This is a genomic window from Bifidobacterium sp. ESL0704 (assembly GCF_029392075.1).
Taxonomy (GTDB): Bacteria; Actinomycetota; Actinomycetes; order Actinomycetales; family Bifidobacteriaceae; genus Bifidobacterium.
Genome location: NZ_CP113929.1, coordinates 1106182 through 1123229 on the forward strand (window position 1 = coordinate 1106182; position 17048 = coordinate 1123229).

Here is a 17048-nt window from a genome sequence, read left to right on the forward strand (position 1 = left end):
TTCACTCAACGTTGTGGTGGATGGTTGAAGTATTGATGGCTTGCGCGGCTATGTTTTCCGTTATCACATCGCCGACGATATGCCCGTCGAGGAGGGTGACGATGCGGTCGGCGTATTGCGCCATGTGCTCGTCGTGCGTGACCAGCACCAGCGTCTGTCGATAATGCCGGGCGAAGGCGCACATCATCGTCATCACCTCGTTCTTGGTCTTCGAATCGAGGTTGCCGGTCGGTTCGTCGGCGAAGACGACCTCCGGCCTGGCGATGAAGGCGCGCGCGATGCCCACCCTCTGCTGCTGCCCGCCGGACATCTGCGAGGGGAAATGTTTGAGCCGTTTGCCCAGCCCCACCCGTTTGAGCATCCGGCAGGCCTTGGTCTCGCGCTCCGTTTTGTCAACTCCGCAGAACATCAGCGGCATCGCCACGTTTTCGACTGCTGTGAGGTGGGGGAGCAGATTGTAGGACTGGAAGACGAAACCGATATGACGCTGGCGGAAAAGAGCCAGTTCGCGTTCGTCCATCTGTGAGATGTTGTTGTGGCCGATGTGCACTGACCCTTTCGTCGGTTTCTCCATACCGGCCAACTGGTTGAGCAACGTCGATTTGCCGGATCCCGATTCGCCGAAGATGCAGCAGATCTGCCCGCGAGGGATTTCAAGATTGATATGTGCCAGGGCGACTACTTTGTCGTCGTCGACCGCATAGACTTTGCGCAGATTATGGATGCTCACGAACTCGCGGTGTCGGTGCGGTGGCGGCGCATGGTTGGAGACGGCGTGCCCGTCGTCGCGGTCTGAACTCTTGATATCTCTCTGCATTGCCACGCCCATCTTCAATGATTGCCGTTTTCCAACATCGGATATTTCAATAATATATTGGAATTCCACTAATTGTGCAATCATTCCTAAGGATGACTGAGCAGCCTTTTCTCTGCCTTCATGCTTTGATTTGGTTATCACGGTACCGCGCTGGTATTCTTAGATTTCCAACGATAATGGCGTGGCCGCCTGTAGTCCTATTGGCGGGACGGTAGAGAGATGTAGGGTCGATTGCCGCGCCTGATGTTGTTTTGTCTACGGACCAGGAGAGCGGCTGATATGAAGGATACGACCGACTCTTCCGATGACAAGCTCGGTGTTTCCGGCGTCATCGGGCTGGGATTCTTCTTCGTCGTGTTCGTGGTGGCAACTGCTGTTCCGTTTGTCGCAGGCGGCTATCTGATCAGGCGTTTCTTTGTTTTCGGGCAGGTCCGGGATTGGGCACAGGGCTGGAGATTTTTGCTTGGCATGGTGGTTGCGTTCCTGCTCTGGTTTTTCCTGACCTATCTGACGGATAAGTTGGTCTACACATTCTGCCCCAGAGCCAGACATAAGGTGCTCAATGAAGTCTTCAGCACGATAGCTGATTTTGGAGTTGGCTGGGTTTTGATGGCCGTCATGTTCATTGATGCCAGAGGCTCGTTCATGGCCACGCTGTTATCGGTCGGTTTGTCGTGGGTGATTGGCCTGATACTCGATCGCGTGCTACCGGATGGATTCGAAGAGGAAAAGAAGCCGGAAACAATGCAAGAAAAGCAACCCGGCTGATACAGCAGCTCAGAACAATGAACATTCCAGATAGGCAATGGTGCCCTTGATAGATGATGGCAAGTCCCGATGGCTGTGGCATGGCCAAGCCGCATTGCCAAGTGACTGAGCCATACCACCATGACGGATATTATTGATTGTCTCTGTTGTCCGGAACTACGGCTTCAAGAGCCTTGGCGCCGATGTCGTGGCGGTAGAAGAAACCGGTGGTGTCCAAGGCGTCCAAGGTGTCGTAGATTTTGGTTTGGGCGGCCTTGAGGTTTGGGGCGAGCGTTTCGTAGACCAGAACACGGCCGGAGGAGGAGACCAAGCTGGTTGTTGGCGAGGTCGAATCGGCGGATTCGACGGTTTCGTGATGTTTGGACGCTTTCACGCCGGCGTAATAGATGTGGGAATCTGCGTCGGTGTCGATAGCCGGAACCGGGGTGCCTTTCTTGGGATTGCCGGGGTAGCCGTCGGAGGCCAAGACCACGCCAAGCGCCGTGGCGTCCGTACGCCAGGTGAATGTCGGTTGTTCATCGTTCAGGATCGCGTTGATGCCCTCACCGAGATCGCTGGTCAAAAGTGGCAAGACGGCTTCCGTCTCGGGGTCGCCGAAGCGGGCGTTGAACTCGATGACTTTCGGCCCTTCCTCGGTGGCAATGAGTCCGGCGTAGAGAATGCCGGTGAATGGTGTGCCCTCTTCGGCCAGCGCTTTGACGGTAGGACGAACAATGGTGTCGATGGCGGTCTTCACGGTTTCGTCGCTGATTTGCGGGACGGGACTGTAGGCCCCCATGCCGCCGGTGTTCGGACCTTTGTCGCCGTCGTAGGCGCGTTTATGATCCTGTGAAATCGGCATGGGCCAGAACTCGGTGCCGTTGACGAAACTCATCAGCGAAAACTCCTGGCCTTCCAGGAAGTCCTCGAGCACGACCTTGAGATCGGCGTTGCCGAAACGGTGTTCGACGAAGATGTCTTCCAACGCCTTGAGCGCCGTCTGGGTGTCGAGCGCCACAGTCACGCCTTTGCCTGCGGCCAGTCCGTCGGCCTTGACGACGATGGGTGCCCCGTGTTCCATAACGTATGCGGCCGCGGCCTCGTAGTCGGTGAAAGCGCGGTAGGCTGCGGTCGGAATGTCATGGCGGGCCATGAGCTGCTTGGCGAAATCCTTGGAACCTTCGACCTGGGCCGCAGCACGGGTGGGGCCGAACGCTTTGAGACCGACTTCACGGAAATCGTCGACGATGCCGTGCATCAGCGGGACTTCGGGGCCGACCAGCGCCCAGTCATAGTTGCTGGACTGCATGAACTCGATCAGGGCCGCATGGTTGGATGGGTCAATGCGGGTGGTGCGGATACCGTCGAGCTCCATGCCGGGATTGCCGGGAGCGACGGTGACCTCATCGACGCTTGCGCCTTTGAGCAGCGTGGCGGCGATGACGTGCTCGCGCGCTCCCGATCCGATGACCAAAACCTTCATACCCATTTCATGTCCTTTCCTATGCCGCTGAGAGATATAACGCATGATCTGCTCTTGTGTCTGATACCGTTTTGAGCCCGCAATTTCATACTAAACCTCAAATCCATGTTGTGGGACTCTCTTGTCATGGGTTTGTAGCTTTTAATCTTCATGAAGCCACAAACCCATGATGAGGAGCTTCTTTATCATGGGTTTGTAGCCGCAAAGACGTGATAAGCCACAAACCCATGATTTGGCTGGCTGGTGGTCTTGTTTCGCTGGTTTGCCGGTGACGGTCGGAACGGTTCAGATGAAAACCACCCGTTTTCTCTCGTCGGACGTGACGATAGAGCCGATGATATGGCCGGTTTCGCCTGTCGATTCAAGCGTTGCGAGCGTCTGTTCCGCTTTCGCCGGGTCGACGGCCAAGACCATGCCGATGCCCATGTTGAATACGTTGAACATCTCGGTGTGATCGATGCTGCCGGCGCGTTCGATGACCTCGAAAATCGGCGGAATGTTCCACGTGCCGACTTTGATCGAGGCGGCGAGGCCGTCAGGAATCATACGTGGGATGTTTTCGATGAATCCGCCGCCGGTGATGTGCGCGACACCTTTGACAAGACCGGCCGCGAACAGCGGCTTCAACGCATGGACGTAGATTTTCGTCGGGGTGAGCAGGACGTCACCAAGCGTTGTCGCATGGTCATCATCGGCGTGTCCGTTCTCGGAGTCCTTGAATTCCGGAAGGGCGGCAAGAGAGGTGTCGACGCCATAGCCAGCTTCGTTGAAGAGGGCCTCGCGCACCAGCGAGAATCCGTTGGAATGGACTCCCGAGGATTCCAGACCGATCAGCGTGTCACCTTCACGGATGCCCGAGCCGTCGACGATAGCGGATTTCTCGGCGACACCCACCGCGAATCCGGCCAGGTCGTATTCGTCGGGTGCATACATTCCCGGCATTTCCGCTGTTTCGCCGCCGATCAGCGCCGAATCCGCCTGAACGCAGCCATCGGCCACGCCGGAGACGACCTGCTCCAGAAGCGCAGGATCGTTCTTGCCGCAGGCGATATAGTCGAGGAAGAAGAGCGGCTGCGCGCCCTGGGCGGCGATGTCGTTGACACACATCGCCACGCAGTCGATGCCGATGGTGTCGTGCTTGCCGGCCATTTTGGCGACCATGAGCTTGGTGCCTACGCCGTCGGTACCGCTGACCAGCATCGGTTCCTTGTATCCGAGGCTTGCCAGATCGAAAAGCCCGCCGAACCCGCCGATGCCACCGACCACACCAGGCCGGTTGGTCCGTGCGACGTGCGATTTGATGCGACGGACGACCTCGTAACCGGCCTCGACGCTGACTCCCGCTTGTTCGTATGCTTTCGGCATGCTATGCCCTCCTTGTGGTGCTGGCTGTGGTGGCGCTGGTAGACCGATCGTGTCGTGATGATTCTGCGTGGCGGTATTCGTTGTTCCTGTATCGGCTTTCGTATTTGGCGAAATGCGGCAGGCGCTCGCGTTCCTCAGGTTTGAGCGAGGCCAGGAATTCGTCTTCGTAATCGTCCAGAGCGGTGGGGTAGTCGCCGTTGAAGTAGGCGACGCACAGGCCTCCGTATGGCGCGTCGGCGTTGAGCCCTATGGATTTGATAAGGCCATCAAGGCTGAGGAATTGCAGGGAATCCGCGCCGATATACTTGCGGATTCCCTCGACGCTCATGCGTGCGGCGATGAGCTCGCGGGTCGTGGAGATGTCGATACCGTAGAAGCACGGGTATTTCAGTGGCGGCGAGCTGATGCGCATGTGCACTTCCGCCGCTCCCGCCTCGCGCAACAGCTGGACGATGCGCTTGGAGGTGGTGCCGCGCACAATGGAATCGTCGATGACGATGATTCGCTTGCCTTTCACCACGCCACGGACGGCCGAAAGCTTCATGCGCACACCCTGTTCGCGTAGTTCCTGCGTCGGTTGGATGAACGTGCGGGCGATATATTGGTTCTTGATCAGTCCCATTTCGTTGGGCAGGCCGCTGGCTTCAGCATAACCTGATGCTGCGGAAAGCGAGGAGTTCGGCACGCCGATGACCATGTCCGCGTCCACAGCCGTTTCGCGGGCAAGACGAGCGCCCATACGTTTGCGGGCGGAATGGACGTTGACGCCGTAGATGTTGGAATCCGGACGGGCGAAATAGATGAACTCCATCGAGCAGATCGCCAGCTGGGTCGTGTCGGTGTAAGTGTCGATGCGGTAGCCGTTGTCGTCCACCACGACGATTTCGCCGGGCTTGATGTCACGGACCAGTTCGGCACCCACCGTGTCCAGCGCACAGGTCTCGCTGGCCAACACGTAGGCCCCGTTGCTCATGCGTCCCAATGAAAGCGGACGGAAGCCGTTCGGGTCGAGCGCCCCGATCATCGCGTTCTTGGTCATCAGCAGATAGGCGAAACCGCCATGAACGATGTTCAGCGCTTCTTTGAGTTTTTCGACGAACGTCGGCTTGCTCGAACGGCGGATCAGGTGCATCAGCACTTCGGTGTCCGAATTGGAGTGGAAAATGGCGCCTTCGTTCTCAAGCTGGGTGCGCAGCGCGATGCAGTTGGTGAGGTTGCCGTTGTGGGCCAACGCGATGTCGCCGTCATGGAATGAGAAGATGAACGGTTGGATGTTGTCGATGCCGCCGGTGCCGCTGGTGGCGTAACGGACGTGGCCGATGGCGCGATCGCCGGTGAGTCGTTCGATCTCGTGCTCGTCATGGAACACTTCGGTCAGCAATCCCAACCCTCGGTGGCCGATGAGCCTGCCGTGATCGTTCGAGACCATGCCGGCGCCTTCTTGCCCACGGTGCTGCAGCGCGTGCAAGCCGAAGTAGGTAAGGCGCGCCGCATCGGGGTGGCCCCAGACGCCGAATAGACCGCATTCCTCGTGAACGTCTTCCAGTTCGAATGACATTTCAGGCCTTCCTTTCGTCTGTCGTATCGGCGCTCTTGCCGGTGAAATACCGCACACCCGCTTCGAAAATCGGCTGGAACTCGTGGCCGGGGACATTGAGATACAAACCATTCCCGCGGCGTTCGGAATGCCCCATCTTGCCGAGCACACGGCCGTCCGGGCTGGTCAGTGCCTCGAGTGCGGCTATAGAACCATTGGGATTGTCGGCCAGATCCATACTCGCGTTGCCGTTTTCGTCTACGTATTGTGTGGCGATCTGTCCGGTATCGGCAAGCTGTCTGATTTGTTCAGGCGTGGCGACGAACCGTCCTTCGCCGTGGGAGATCGGAATGGTGTAGACATCGCCGACCTTGCTGCCGGACATCCACGGTGACAAATCGCTGGAGATGCGGGTGCGTACCAGACGGCTTTGATGACGGCCGATGGTGTTGAACGTCAGCGTCGGCTGGTTTTCGTTGGGATCGACGATGTCGCCGTAAGGCACGAGACCAAGCTTGATCAGCGCCTGGAATCCGTTGCAGATGCCAAGCATCAGGCCGTCGCGGTTGTTCAGCAGATCACGCACGGCATCGGCGACGGCGGGGGCGCGGAAAAACGCGGTTATGAATTTCGCCGATCCGTCCGGTTCGTCGCCGCCGGAGAATCCGCCGGGAATCATGATGATTTGGCTGGCTTTGATTTCCTCGGCCAGCTTTCGTGAGGATTGCGCCACGGCCTCGGGGGAGAGGTTGTTGACGATCAGCGTATGAGGGTCGGCACCTGCCGCCGCGAACGCCGCCGCAGCGTCATACTCGCAATTGTTGCCGGGGAAGACCGGAATGAGCACGCGCGGTTTGGCCTTCAACGGATTGCCGGCATAAAAAGCCTGCCGTCCCTTGCGGTAACTGATGGTTTCCGTTTCGCTCTGTGTTCCGGTTTCGCTTGCATGTCGACTTGCCTTGCTGCGATAGGGGAAGATTTCCTCCATCGCGGATTCCCAGACGTCCTGCAAACCGTCGAGATCGACGGTCTCGCCTGCGGCTGCGAATTCGTAGGCATCGGTTGTCGTGCCGATAACGCTGACATTCACATGGGCGTTGCCTTCCGGCACTTCGGCGTCTTCGGACAGTTCCACGATAAAGGAGCCATATGCGGGCTCGAACAAGGCATCCAGACTGAAGGCATCATCGAGCTTGACGCCGATTCGGTTGCCCAGCGTCATCTTGAACAATGCTTCCGCGCTTGCGCCATAACCGGGCGTCGAAACTGCGAGGGTCTGGTCGGCGGTGGTCAGACCCTCGACCAATGCGATCGTTTCCAGCAGATCGCCGGGGTCGGCAATGAGACGGTAAGCGTTCTCGGCATCGTTGGTGTTGTCGCCAGCTTTTCCATATCCGTATCGTTTCGGCGCGATGCGGACGATGCGATGCCCTGCAGCCTTGAATTCCGGCGATATGGTGCCGTTCATGTTCCCGGTCGACACGGCAAAGGAAACCAACGTGGGTGGTACATCCATCTCCTGGCCATCCTGCTCGAAGCTGCCACTCATCGAATCCTTGCCGCCGATGGCCCCGACCTTCAAGTCGAGCTGTGCGCTCAATGCGCCGAGCAGCGCCGCTGTCGGTTTGCCCCAGCGTTTCGGGTCATCGTGCAGCTTGCCGAAATACTCCTGGAAGCTGAGGTAGGCGTTCTCTCGGGTGAAGCCGGTCGCCACAAGTTTGCATACCGATTCGACCACGGCCAGATAGGCTCCGGCGAACTGGTTGCGCTCGGTGATATACGGGTTGAATCCCCACGCCATGGCGCTGGCGGTGGTGGTCTTGCCTCCCGGCACGGGAAGTTTGGCGACCATGGCCTGACTCGGCGTCAGCTGTTCGCGCCCACCGAACGGCATCAGCACGGTGCCGGCGCCGATGGTGGAGTCGAAACGTTCGGCAAGGCCCTTGTTGCCGGCGACGTTGATGTCGCTGACCAACGAGGTCAGGCGTTGCTTGAGGTCTCCGGATTTCCAGTCTTCGGGAACCGTATAATTCCCAGCCGGCAGCACACGCACATTCTGATGCTTCGCGGCACCGTTCGAGGCAAGGAACTTGCGGGAGAGGTCGACGATGCGCTTGCCGCGCCAATCCATGGTCATCCTTGGCTCGGCGGTGACGGTGGCGATGACCGTGGCTTCAAGGTTCTCTTCGCGTGCATACCGCAAGAACTCGTCCACATCCGTGTCCGCCACGTCGACGGCCATGCGCTCCTGCGACTCGGAAATCGCCAGTTCGGTGCCGTCCAAGCCTTCGTATTTCTTGGGGACCTTGTCGAGATTGATCTTGAGGCCATCCGCGATTTCGCCGGTCGCAACGGATACGCCGCCCGCTCCGAAATCGTTGCAGCGTTTGATGAGCACGCTGGCATCGTGACGGCGGAAAAGCCGTTGCAGCTTGCGCTCGACGGTGGCGTTGCCTTTTTGCACCTCGGCTCCCGATTCGGTGAGGCTTTCGGTGTCTTGCGCCTTGGAAGCTCCTGTGGCGCCGCCGATGCCGTCGCGCCCGGTACGTCCGCCCAAAAGGATGATCTTGTCGCCGGGTGCCGGCGTTTCACGGCGCACGTTGATGGCAGGTGCTGCGCCCACCACGGCCCCGACCTCCATGCGCTTGGCGATATAGCCGGGATGATAGATTTCATTGACCTGCCCGGTAGCCAGCCCGATCTGGTTGCCGTATGAGGAATATCCTTGAGCGGCGGTGGTGACGAGCTTGCGCTGCGGCAGTTTGCCTTCCAATGTTTGCGAAACCGGGACTCGCGGATCGCCGGCACCGGTGACGCGCATGGCCTGATAGACGTAGGCGCGGCCGCTCAAGGGATCGCGGATGCAGCCGCCGATGCAGGTGGCGGCCCCGCCGAACGGCTCGATTTCCGTGGGATGGTTATGCGTCTCGTTTTTGAAGAGGAAGAGCCAGTCTTCCGGTTTGCCGTCAACATCGACCTTGATCTTGACGGTGCAGGCGTTGATTTCCTCGGATTTGTCGAGTCCGGTCAGTTCGCCGTTGGCTTCCAGCGATTTGGCGCCGATGGTGCCCATATCCATCAAAGTCACCGGTCTGGCGCTGCGTCCCAGATCCTGCCGGACCTTGAGATAACGCTCGAACGCGGCTTTGACCACGGTGTCGTCGATGTCGACCTGCGTCAGCTCGGTGCCGAAGGTGGTGTGGCGGCAATGATCGGACCAATAGGTGTCGATGACCTTGATTTCGGTGATCGTCGGTTCGCGGTGCTCGCCGAGGAAATAGGTCTGGCAGCACTTCGCGTCGCCAAGATCCATCGCCAGTCCGCGCTCGGCGATGAAACGTTGCAATCCGGCGTCGTCGAGTTCGTTGAATCCGTCGATCACTTCGACATCCGCCGGAACCTTGACCTCGGTTTGCAGCGTTTCACGCGTCTCCAGTCCTGTTTCATGTGCGTCGACCGGGTTAATCACGTAGCGTTTGATAGCTGAAACGTCATCAGGGGAAAGCTTGCCGTACAGCGCGTAGATTTTCGCGGTCCGTACTTCCGGCCGTGTCCCTTGGCTCAACAGCTGGATGCACTGGCTGGCCGATTCCGCACGTTGGTCGAACTGACCGGGCAGGTATTCCACGGCGAAGACCTGGGCCCCGCTTACATCGGGCAACTCCCGTGTGGCCGTGTCGACCGGCGGTTCGCTGAAAACGGTCGGGACGGCGGCATCGAAAAGCTTGGAATTCAAGCCTTGGGCGTCGTAGCGGTTGATGATGCGGACGCGAACGAGCTCGGTGAGTCCCAGCACGTCACGCAACTCGTTGGTGAGATTGGCGGCTTCTACATCAAAGCCGGGTTTCTTTTCTACATATACGCGAAAAACTGTTGAAAGCACTGATGGTCCTTAGCACTGCTGGCAAGAAGGGGAAAGTAAAAATGTATTGAAAACAGGAATGTGGAACAACCAAAAATCGCTCGTACACCATCCGTTGGTGTACGAGCGATATGTCATTCGACCTTGACGCCACGAGCGTCGGCCAGGTTAAGCAAACGCTTGTAGATTTCCTCATATGCGGGGATGATGTCGCCGAGATCTCTGCGGAAGAGGTCCTTGTCGAGATGTTCGACTTTGCCGGACCCGTCCTTCAGGTCCCAGAGCCTGCAGGTGTCGGGGGTGATCTCGTCGGCCAGGACGATTTCGCCGTCTTTGTTCTTGCCTTCCTCGATCTTGAAATCGACCAGTTTCACGTCGATGTCCTGGAAGATCTTGGTGAGCTTCTCGTTGATGTCACGAGTCTGCCGTGAGACTTCGGCCATGTCCTCGTCGCTGGCCAGGCCAAGGGCCACGATGCCGTCGACGTTGATGAACGGATCGTGCAGTTCGTCGGATTTGAAGCAGAATTCGAGAATCGGGCGTTTCAGTTCCGTTCCTTCCTTGACGCCATAGCGCTTGGCAAAGGAACCCGCAGCGGTGTTGCGCATGATGATTTCAAGCGGGAACATCGTGATTTTCTCATTGAGCTGTTCGGTGTCGGAAATACGGCGGACGAAATCCGTCTTGACGCCTTCGGCTTCCAAAAGCCTGAAAAGAACCGTGGTGATGCGGTTGTTGAGGCTTCCCTTGCCTTGAATCTGGGCTTTTTTCGCGCCGTCGCCGGCAGTGGCCTGATTCATATATTCGACCCACAGCACATCCGGGTCATTAGTTGAATAGAGTTTTTTGGCTTTGCCCTTGTAGAGCATGTCCAGTTTCTCCATTAAATCGCCCTTCCCGTAGAGTAACGAGATTGATTGAATAGGTGAACTTACAACCAAAAATATAGCAATCGGTGCTAACAAATTCGAAGCCTGTTAGCAAGAAAATACGGCAATCGACGGTTCATGTTTCCGGTCGATTTTTGGAATTCTGGCGTTTTTCCAAGCAAAAACGGCTTTGTAAATTTTCTGTTTCATGTTCGTTCATATTGCCGGGCAACATGAAACGTCTCGAATATTGAACAGCTGAATACCGGCAATATCGAGTGAGAACCGGATCGTTCCCTGATCTCCATTATTGCGTGATGGTGATGTCTAACATCGATTCCACCTGTGTCGCCTGTTGCCGTGCCTCGGTTTCGTTTTGGCCGACAGCCAAGGCGACGGCCATGCGACGGTGACTGTTGACGGTTGGCTTGCCGAAGATGCGCAGGCCGGTATCAGGTTGCGACAGAGCCTGCGGAATATTGGAGAAAGTCACTGATCCGTTTCCGGTGACCACTACGGCATGGCTGGCTGCGATTTCGTCGTCTTTGAGGGCGAGCGCAACGCTTGATGATGTGACAGGTATTCCCAGAACCGCTCTGGCATGCAGCGCGAATTCGCTCAAACGCTGCGAGATCATCGTCACCATGCCGGTGTCGTGCGGGCGGGGAGAGACCTCGTTGAAAAGGACTTCGCCATTCTTCAGGACGAATAGTTCCACTCCGAACACGCCCCATCCGTGTTCACCGTCTTTGTGGGCGATATCGACCAGACCTTCGACCGCTTTGCCGGCGATTTTCTGCGCCTTTTCCAGAACACCGGGATCGACCTGTGCCGGTTGCCATGATTCTCGATAGTCGCCGTCCTGCTGGCGCTGTCCGATGGGGGAGCAGACCACGATGCCGGCGCTGGAGGAGACGGTGAGCATGGTCAGCTCGTAATCAAGCGGGGCGAACGCTTCGACGATGACATGCGCGATGCCGCCGTCTTTCGCGTCCCTTCTTCCGCTTTGCGCTTCCTGCCAGGCCGCTTCGATGTCGCCGTCATCGTGAAGCACGGATTGGCCGTGGCCAGAGGAGCTCATCACCGGTTTGACCACGCACGGGTAGCCGACGGCTTCGACGCCGGCTTTCAGCTCGTCAAGCGAAGCCGCGAAACGATATGGAGTGGTCGGCAGGCCGAGTCTTTCATGCGCCAGCGTCCGTAAGGCCTCGCGGTCCATGCAGATTGCGGCGATGCGTGAGCTGGGTACGACCTGGATACCATCGGTCGCGGCCTGTGCCAATTGCGCGGTCGCAATGGCCTCGATTTCAGGGATGATGATTGAAGGGCCGGTAGCGGCGATCAATTCATCCAACGCCGCCGCGTCGGTCATATCCAGGACATGGCTTTCCTGCGCAATCTGCATCGCCGGGGCATGTTCGTAGCTGTCGGCGGCGATGACGAACGCCCCGAGCCTCGTCAATTCGATGGCGATTTCTCGTCCCAGTTCGCCAGACCCCAATAGCAGCACCCGCGTCTGTCGGTTTGCGGCGAGGTTGCCGAGCGGATAGTTGACTACGGTGGATTCAGTTTCAGCGCTCATGGTTTCATTGTCGCACGGGATGGCCCCGAACGAGGTCGCCTATCGATGATAATGGCGATAATTGATGAATTGCGAGATCGGATTGGTGTATTCGGTTAAACCCGGAATGCCAATACGATACGCCGAATCCCGAAAGCGCCATACGCTTTCCGTGGGTCCGTCTGATGCGTTGTATCGGCCGTGGTTTCCACACAGCGATAGGATGGAATCATGCCAGAATCCCGAAACGTCGCAGGTAATGCCATCGAGCCGTTGACCATCGCACTGGTGGTGGACTCGGTCGGCAATCGCGGCAACGGCACTTCGAATTCTGCCTTGCAATATGCAAAGGAACTTGAGCGGGAAGGACACCATGTCCGGTTGGTCGGCGTAGGCGCTCCCGATTATCCCGTTGGGATTCACCATCTGCCGTTCATTTCGTGGCTTGCGGCCAAGCAGCAGATGCAATTCGCCGAGCCTGATGATGCGGTGTTCCGACGTGCGTTTGCTGGCGCCGACGTGGTGCATATCTATATGCCGTTCAAATTCGGCAGGCACGCCCTGACCGTTGCGCGTTCGATGGGTATTCCCGTGACCGCCGGCTTTCACCTCCAGCCGGAAAACGTCACCTATTCCGCTGGTCCGTTGCGCTATATCCCTGGTATTCCTTCGCTGATTTATTATCTGTTTGATTTCTGGCTCTACCGTCATATCGGTCATATCCATGCTCCGAGCCAGATGATTGCCCGCCAGCTGCGTGCGCACGGTTATAGGGCCCGGCTCCATGTCATCTCCAACGGCTATTCAAGTCGTTTTCACGCGGCGAGTACACAGACGGCAGAGACGCATGACAAAAATGCGGAAGGTGCATTCCGGATCATCGCTTCCGGCCGGCTCACCCATGAAAAGGACCACGAAACGCTGATTCGTGCCGTGGCCTTAAGCCGTCACGCTGCCCAAATCGATTTGACCATCTGCGGAACCGGGCCATTGCAGCGGCATCTTCGTCGTCTTGCCAAACGGCTGTTGCCGCGGCCGGCGCACATCGGGTTCCAGCCCAACGACGAGATGCCGAACCTGTTGCGCACAGCCGATCTGCTCGTCCATCCCTCCATCGTCGACATCGAATCGCTGAGCGTGCTCGAGGGCATTGCCTCGGGTCTAGTACCGGTCATCGCAGACTCTCCGCTTTCGGCCGCCAGCCAGTTCGCGCTGACGGATTCTTCGGTGTTTCCGGCCCGCAACGCCAAAGCGCTCGCCCGCCGCATCGACTGGTGGATCGAACACCCGCAGGAACTGGCCGAATGGGGGCCGAAATACGCGCAGGAAGCACGCGAAAAATATGCGTTGCCGCAGAGCGTCCACCGGTTTGTCGCCATGGAGCGCGAGGCGATTGCTGGTGCGCAGAAGACGTGGCAGCCTGCGGCGCCGGGACGACGGTGATTGTCGTTGTTGCAATCGTAATGCTGCCGCGGAATGTGATTATCTCTGCACATGAGGCCGGGCTACAGAGATAATCACGAAAATAGAGGCATAAGTGTGATTATCTCTGCAACTCGGGCAAAGACGCAATGGAAATCACGAACCATAGGAACGGCGACGCTACAGCAGTGCAATGAGCTGGTCGGTGTGCTCCTGGGTGGTGGCCCAGCTCGTGCAGATGCGCATCACCGAATGGGTGTCATCGTACTTTTCGAGGAAGTCCATGTTGACGTTCTGCTTGAGCCGGTCGATGGTGGCCCGGTCCATGACGATGAAGATCTGGTTGGTCGGGTTCTCGTAGGCTAGCTGGTAGCCCTTGGCCTTGAGTGCCGTTCGGATTTGTGCGGCCTTGTCATTGGCGTTGCGCGCGATTTTCGTATAGAGGTCATCGGTGAACAGCGTATCGAACTGCAGACCGAGCAGCCAGCCCTTGGCCAGAAGCGCACCGTGCTGCTTGATCTGCGTGAGGAAGTGCTTGGGCGTGTTGCGCTTGGTAAAGACCACGGCCTCGCCGAACAGCGCTCCGACCTTGGTGCCGCCGATGTAGAACACGTCGGTGATGCGTGCGATATCCTCGAGTGTCAGGTCGGTGCCCTCGGCGGTCAGACCGTAGCCCAGACGTGCGCCGTCGAGGAAGAGCGGCATGTCGTAGCGGTGCGCGACCTCGGCGATGGCCTCAAGCTCGGCTTTGGTGTACATCGTGCCGTATTCGCTGGGGTGCGAGACGTAGACGCAGCCGGGGAAGACCATGTGGGTGTAGTTGCCGTCGGCGTAGAAATCCTTGCAGTACTGCTCGAGGTCGGCCGCCTCGATCTTGCCTTCGTGGCTCGGTAGCGTGAGCACTTTGTGACCGGTCGACTCCACGGCTCCGGCTTCGTGAACATTGACGTGCCCATTGGTTGCTGCGACGACACCGGCGTAGGCCGGGGTGATGGTGTCGATGACGGTCTGGTTGGTCTGCGTGCCGCCGACGAGGAACCACACATCGGCGTCCGGGCAGCCGCAGGCCTCGCGGATTTTTGCCTTGGCCGATTCACAGTATTTGTCGGAACCGTAGCCCGGCAGCTGTTCCATATTCGTTTCTTCCATCCGCTTCAGAATTGCAGGATGGGCGCCTTCGCAGTAATCGTTGATGAAATTCAGCATGTTGTTCTACTTTCATGATCCGCTGGTATGGTGTCGATTCTAATCCGATGTGGCATCGAATCATGAAGTCGTGTCGAAAACAATGGTGTTCCGGAGATAATCTGGCTTTAGGCAAGCGGCGCGTCGACACGATCAAGCCTGTTGCCGGGAGGCGCAGGTCGTTGTGTTTGATCACCTTTTGCGAATGGACGTGCAGGCCGAATGTATCGGAAGATGATGTTGCCGTAAGTTCGCGTTGTGTAGGGGGTTTGAACGTCAACCAACCTGAGAATACGGAAGCCGGTCTGGCGCAACAACCTGTGGGGCGCCGCCTGGGTCCTGCAACGAATAATCCCCTCCGATGCAGTTCGGAGGGGATTGGTGAATGCGGATGGCCTTGGCCTCTCAAGATGCGTCATCTGAGCGGTTTTGCAAGGACGAGCCGATTATCCGTTCGCTTTTATTTCTTGGCGTTTGCGGTGATGCCGCGTTCGTCGTTCATCGTCGCGAAGTTCAGGCCGATGAGGATGCCGCCGCCCACGATGTTGCCGAGAATGGCCACGATGATGACCAGGATTGCCTTCCATGCGTTGATCACGCCGTGCATGCCGAGAATGAGGAACATCGCAGAGTCGGCCACGGAGTGCTCGAAGCCGCAGAAGGTGAAGACGAAGACCGCGACCACCATGATCGTGCACTTGGTGAAGTCGTTGGTGAGTTTGCCGTTGTAGACCATGAGCATGGCGATGTTGATGCAGAAGTTGCAGAAAATCGCGCGTACGAAGAGGTCGGCCACGCCGAATCCGGAGTTCAGGTAGTTGAGCTTGGTGGTCGCCGCGGCGAGCATCGCGTCGAAGGACGGGCCGGAGATGATGGTGGAGAATCGCAGGATAATGGCCACGACCAGCGCGCCCAGCAGGTTGCCCAGCAGGCACAGGCCCAGCAGCTTCAGCGATTCGCCCCAGCCGATGCGCTTGTGGTAGGCGCCGATGCTGACGACCATCATATTCGAGGTCAACAGCTCAGAGTTGGTGTAATAGATGAGTACCAGCGCCCAGCCGAAGGTGATGCCGGCCATCACCTTGCCTGCCACGGCCAGACCCGGGCCGCCCTTGGCGGTCGCTCCCATGATGACCCAGAAGGCCGCGAAGAACACACCGACGAGGATACCGGCCATGGCGGCACGCTGGATGTAGCGTCCGATCATCTTGCCGGTCATGGTCTCCTTGCTGTCGAGCGCGTCGAGCACCGTCGAGATGAACGCGCGTCCGGGGAAGAGCGGCTTGGTCTCGTCCTTGGTACCTTCGACTTCGGAAATGGTCGTTTTCAATTTAGATAATTTTTCCATATTTTCCCTTCATTTGTTGCCTGAGATTGTTGGATTTCAAAATAAAGCTTGTTATTACATTATGAGTCCTGTCTGTTGCATATTTAGAGAGAAACCGGCGTTTTGTAATAAAGAACACAGTATTACTGTGACAAAGCTCACATAAGTTGTTGAATGCGGGGCGATCGGATATCCGCGTGGAGATAACACGGTAAGAAACAACAGACGGGGTTCGGCAATCTTTCATCTGCTTCCATCCATGGTTTCGCACAAACAATTGACGCTATCCCGGCCGTTTCCGTCGCGTCGAGCCCGACGAGTTCGATATCCGCGATTCGGCGGTGAAAACGGTGCTGCGGTCCTATCTGTCGTTTGGATTCGTCAGATTCCGTCACGAGGACAAGGATCATTCGCTGGACGTACTCGATTCCAACCGCACCTACAACTATCCCTGTGCGTTATCCGTCTATTGCAACCGTCCGATTCCGACGAAGTGCAGCACGCTCCAGTTCGCAGTAACGACGGGGAAAGACCCAAGATGCGGAGGCCGATCTATGACCGAATCGACGAAATTTGCGGTTTCAAGGAGATGCCGCGACGCGCCGGTTGCCCAAGGTCTTGAGAGTCGTGTATAGTTCTTATCTGTTGTGCGGATGTTGATTTGATTCCTTGAATCTGTCGGTTTCACACTTCGATGGTGGCCATAGCTCAGCAGGTAGAGCATCTGATTGTGGTTCAGAAGGTCGCGCGTTCGAACCGCGTTGGCCACCCCATCAATCCCCGGAATTGCAAGGTTCCGGGGATTTTCAGTTTTATGCTTCAAATGCTTCGGTAACGATTAGTAACGATTGCATGCACACCCGTACGGTGCCG

At 57.6% G+C, this 17048-nt stretch carries 12 protein-coding genes and 1 tRNA gene; 4 read left to right on the forward strand and 9 right to left on the reverse strand.

Features of this window, described 5'->3' with window-relative positions:
- Position 1: 1 nt before the first annotated feature.
- Entirely contained in the window at positions 2–817 is an 816-nt protein-coding gene (locus OZX64_RS03795; protein WP_277174864.1) for an ABC transporter ATP-binding protein, read from the reverse strand.
- Between the two features lie 279 nt (positions 818–1096).
- On the opposite strand from OZX64_RS03795, the gene OZX64_RS03800 reads away from it, so the two are divergent.
- Positions 1097–1585: a hypothetical protein gene (locus tag OZX64_RS03800; protein ID WP_277174865.1), complete on the forward strand. Its 489-nt coding sequence runs from the start codon at positions 1097–1099 to the stop codon at positions 1583–1585.
- Between the two features lie 130 nt (positions 1586–1715).
- Here the strand turns inward: OZX64_RS03800 and purD are convergent, their stop codons facing one another.
- From purD to purT, 6 genes are all read right to left on the reverse strand, one after another.
- Positions 1716–3053 carry a phosphoribosylamine--glycine ligase gene (gene purD / locus OZX64_RS03805; protein WP_277174866.1) on the reverse strand — a complete coding sequence of 446 codons (1338 nt, stop codon included), beginning with the start codon at positions 3051–3053 and terminating at the stop codon, positions 1716–1718.
- A 279-nt stretch (positions 3054–3332) separates the two neighbouring features.
- Positions 3333–4412, reverse strand: coding sequence for a phosphoribosylformylglycinamidine cyclo-ligase (gene purM / locus OZX64_RS03810; protein ID WP_277174867.1), 1080 nt, complete (start codon positions 4410–4412; stop codon positions 3333–3335).
- A 1-nt stretch (position 4413) separates the two neighbouring features.
- Positions 4414–5970 (reverse strand): amidophosphoribosyltransferase, encoded by a 1557-nt coding sequence (gene purF, locus OZX64_RS03815; RefSeq protein ID WP_277174868.1) that lies wholly within the window; start codon positions 5968–5970, stop codon positions 4414–4416.
- 1 nt (position 5971) lies between these two features.
- Positions 5972–9832, reverse strand: a complete 3861-nt coding sequence (locus OZX64_RS03820) for a phosphoribosylformylglycinamidine synthase (RefSeq protein WP_277174869.1) — start codon at positions 9830–9832, stop codon at positions 5972–5974.
- A 113-nt stretch (positions 9833–9945) separates the two neighbouring features.
- Complete coding sequence (purC, locus tag OZX64_RS03825; protein WP_277174870.1) at positions 9946–10695, reverse strand: phosphoribosylaminoimidazolesuccinocarboxamide synthase; 750 nt, start codon at positions 10693–10695, stop codon at positions 9946–9948.
- Positions 10696–10987: 292 nt separating this feature from the next.
- Positions 10988–12262, reverse strand: coding sequence for a formate-dependent phosphoribosylglycinamide formyltransferase (purT, locus tag OZX64_RS03830; RefSeq protein ID WP_277174871.1), 1275 nt, complete (start codon positions 12260–12262; stop codon positions 10988–10990).
- 210 nt (positions 12263–12472) lie between these two features.
- Here purT and OZX64_RS03835 point away from each other — a divergent pair, with 210 nt between their 5' ends.
- Positions 12473–13684, forward strand: a complete 1212-nt coding sequence (locus OZX64_RS03835; RefSeq protein ID WP_277174872.1) for a glycosyltransferase — start codon at positions 12473–12475, stop codon at positions 13682–13684.
- A gap of 159 nt (positions 13685–13843) precedes the next feature.
- Here the strand turns inward: OZX64_RS03835 and OZX64_RS03840 are convergent, their stop codons facing one another.
- Both OZX64_RS03840 and OZX64_RS03845 read right to left on the reverse strand, forming a co-directional pair.
- On the reverse strand, positions 13844–14869 hold the full coding sequence (locus OZX64_RS03840) for an aminotransferase class I/II-fold pyridoxal phosphate-dependent enzyme (RefSeq protein ID WP_277174873.1): 1026 nt from the start codon (positions 14867–14869) through the stop codon (positions 13844–13846).
- A gap of 439 nt (positions 14870–15308) precedes the next feature.
- On the reverse strand, positions 15309–16196 hold the full coding sequence (locus tag OZX64_RS03845) for a formate/nitrite transporter family protein (RefSeq protein WP_277174874.1): 888 nt from the start codon (positions 16194–16196) through the stop codon (positions 15309–15311).
- A 329-nt stretch (positions 16197–16525) separates the two neighbouring features.
- On the opposite strand from OZX64_RS03845, the gene OZX64_RS08885 reads away from it, so the two are divergent.
- Positions 16526–16810, forward strand: a complete 285-nt coding sequence (locus OZX64_RS08885; protein WP_348519419.1) for a DUF1684 domain-containing protein — start codon at positions 16526–16528, stop codon at positions 16808–16810.
- Positions 16811–16872: 62 nt separating this feature from the next.
- Positions 16873–16948, forward strand: a tRNA-His gene (locus tag OZX64_RS03850).
- Positions 16949–17048: the final 100 nt, after the last annotated feature.

What these genes read in the sequence shown, in the direction of transcription:
- OZX64_RS03795 (WP_277174864.1), bottom strand. Translation starts at nt 817, where the DNA reads ATGCAGAGAGATATCAAGAGTTCAGACCGCGACGACGGGCACGCCGTC.
- OZX64_RS03800 (WP_277174865.1), top strand. Translation starts at nt 1,097, where the DNA reads ATGAAGGATACGACCGACTCTTCCGATGACAAGCTCGGTGTTTCCGGC.
- purD (WP_277174866.1), bottom strand. Translation starts at nt 3,053, where the DNA reads ATGGGTATGAAGGTTTTGGTCATCGGATCGGGAGCGCGCGAGCACGTC.
- purM (WP_277174867.1), bottom strand. Translation starts at nt 4,412, where the DNA reads ATGCCGAAAGCATACGAACAAGCGGGAGTCAGCGTCGAGGCCGGTTAC.
- purF (WP_277174868.1), bottom strand. Translation starts at nt 5,970, where the DNA reads ATGTCATTCGAACTGGAAGACGTTCACGAGGAATGCGGTCTATTCGGC.
- purC (WP_277174870.1), bottom strand. Translation starts at nt 10,695, where the DNA reads ATGGAGAAACTGGACATGCTCTACAAGGGCAAAGCCAAAAAACTCTAT.
- purT (WP_277174871.1), bottom strand. Translation starts at nt 12,262, where the DNA reads ATGAGCGCTGAAACTGAATCCACCGTAGTCAACTATCCGCTCGGCAAC.
- OZX64_RS03835 (WP_277174872.1), top strand. Translation starts at nt 12,473, where the DNA reads ATGCCAGAATCCCGAAACGTCGCAGGTAATGCCATCGAGCCGTTGACC.
- OZX64_RS03840 (WP_277174873.1), bottom strand. Translation starts at nt 14,869, where the DNA reads ATGCTGAATTTCATCAACGATTACTGCGAAGGCGCCCATCCTGCAATT.
- OZX64_RS03845 (WP_277174874.1), bottom strand. Translation starts at nt 16,196, where the DNA reads ATGGAAAAATTATCTAAATTGAAAACGACCATTTCCGAAGTCGAAGGT.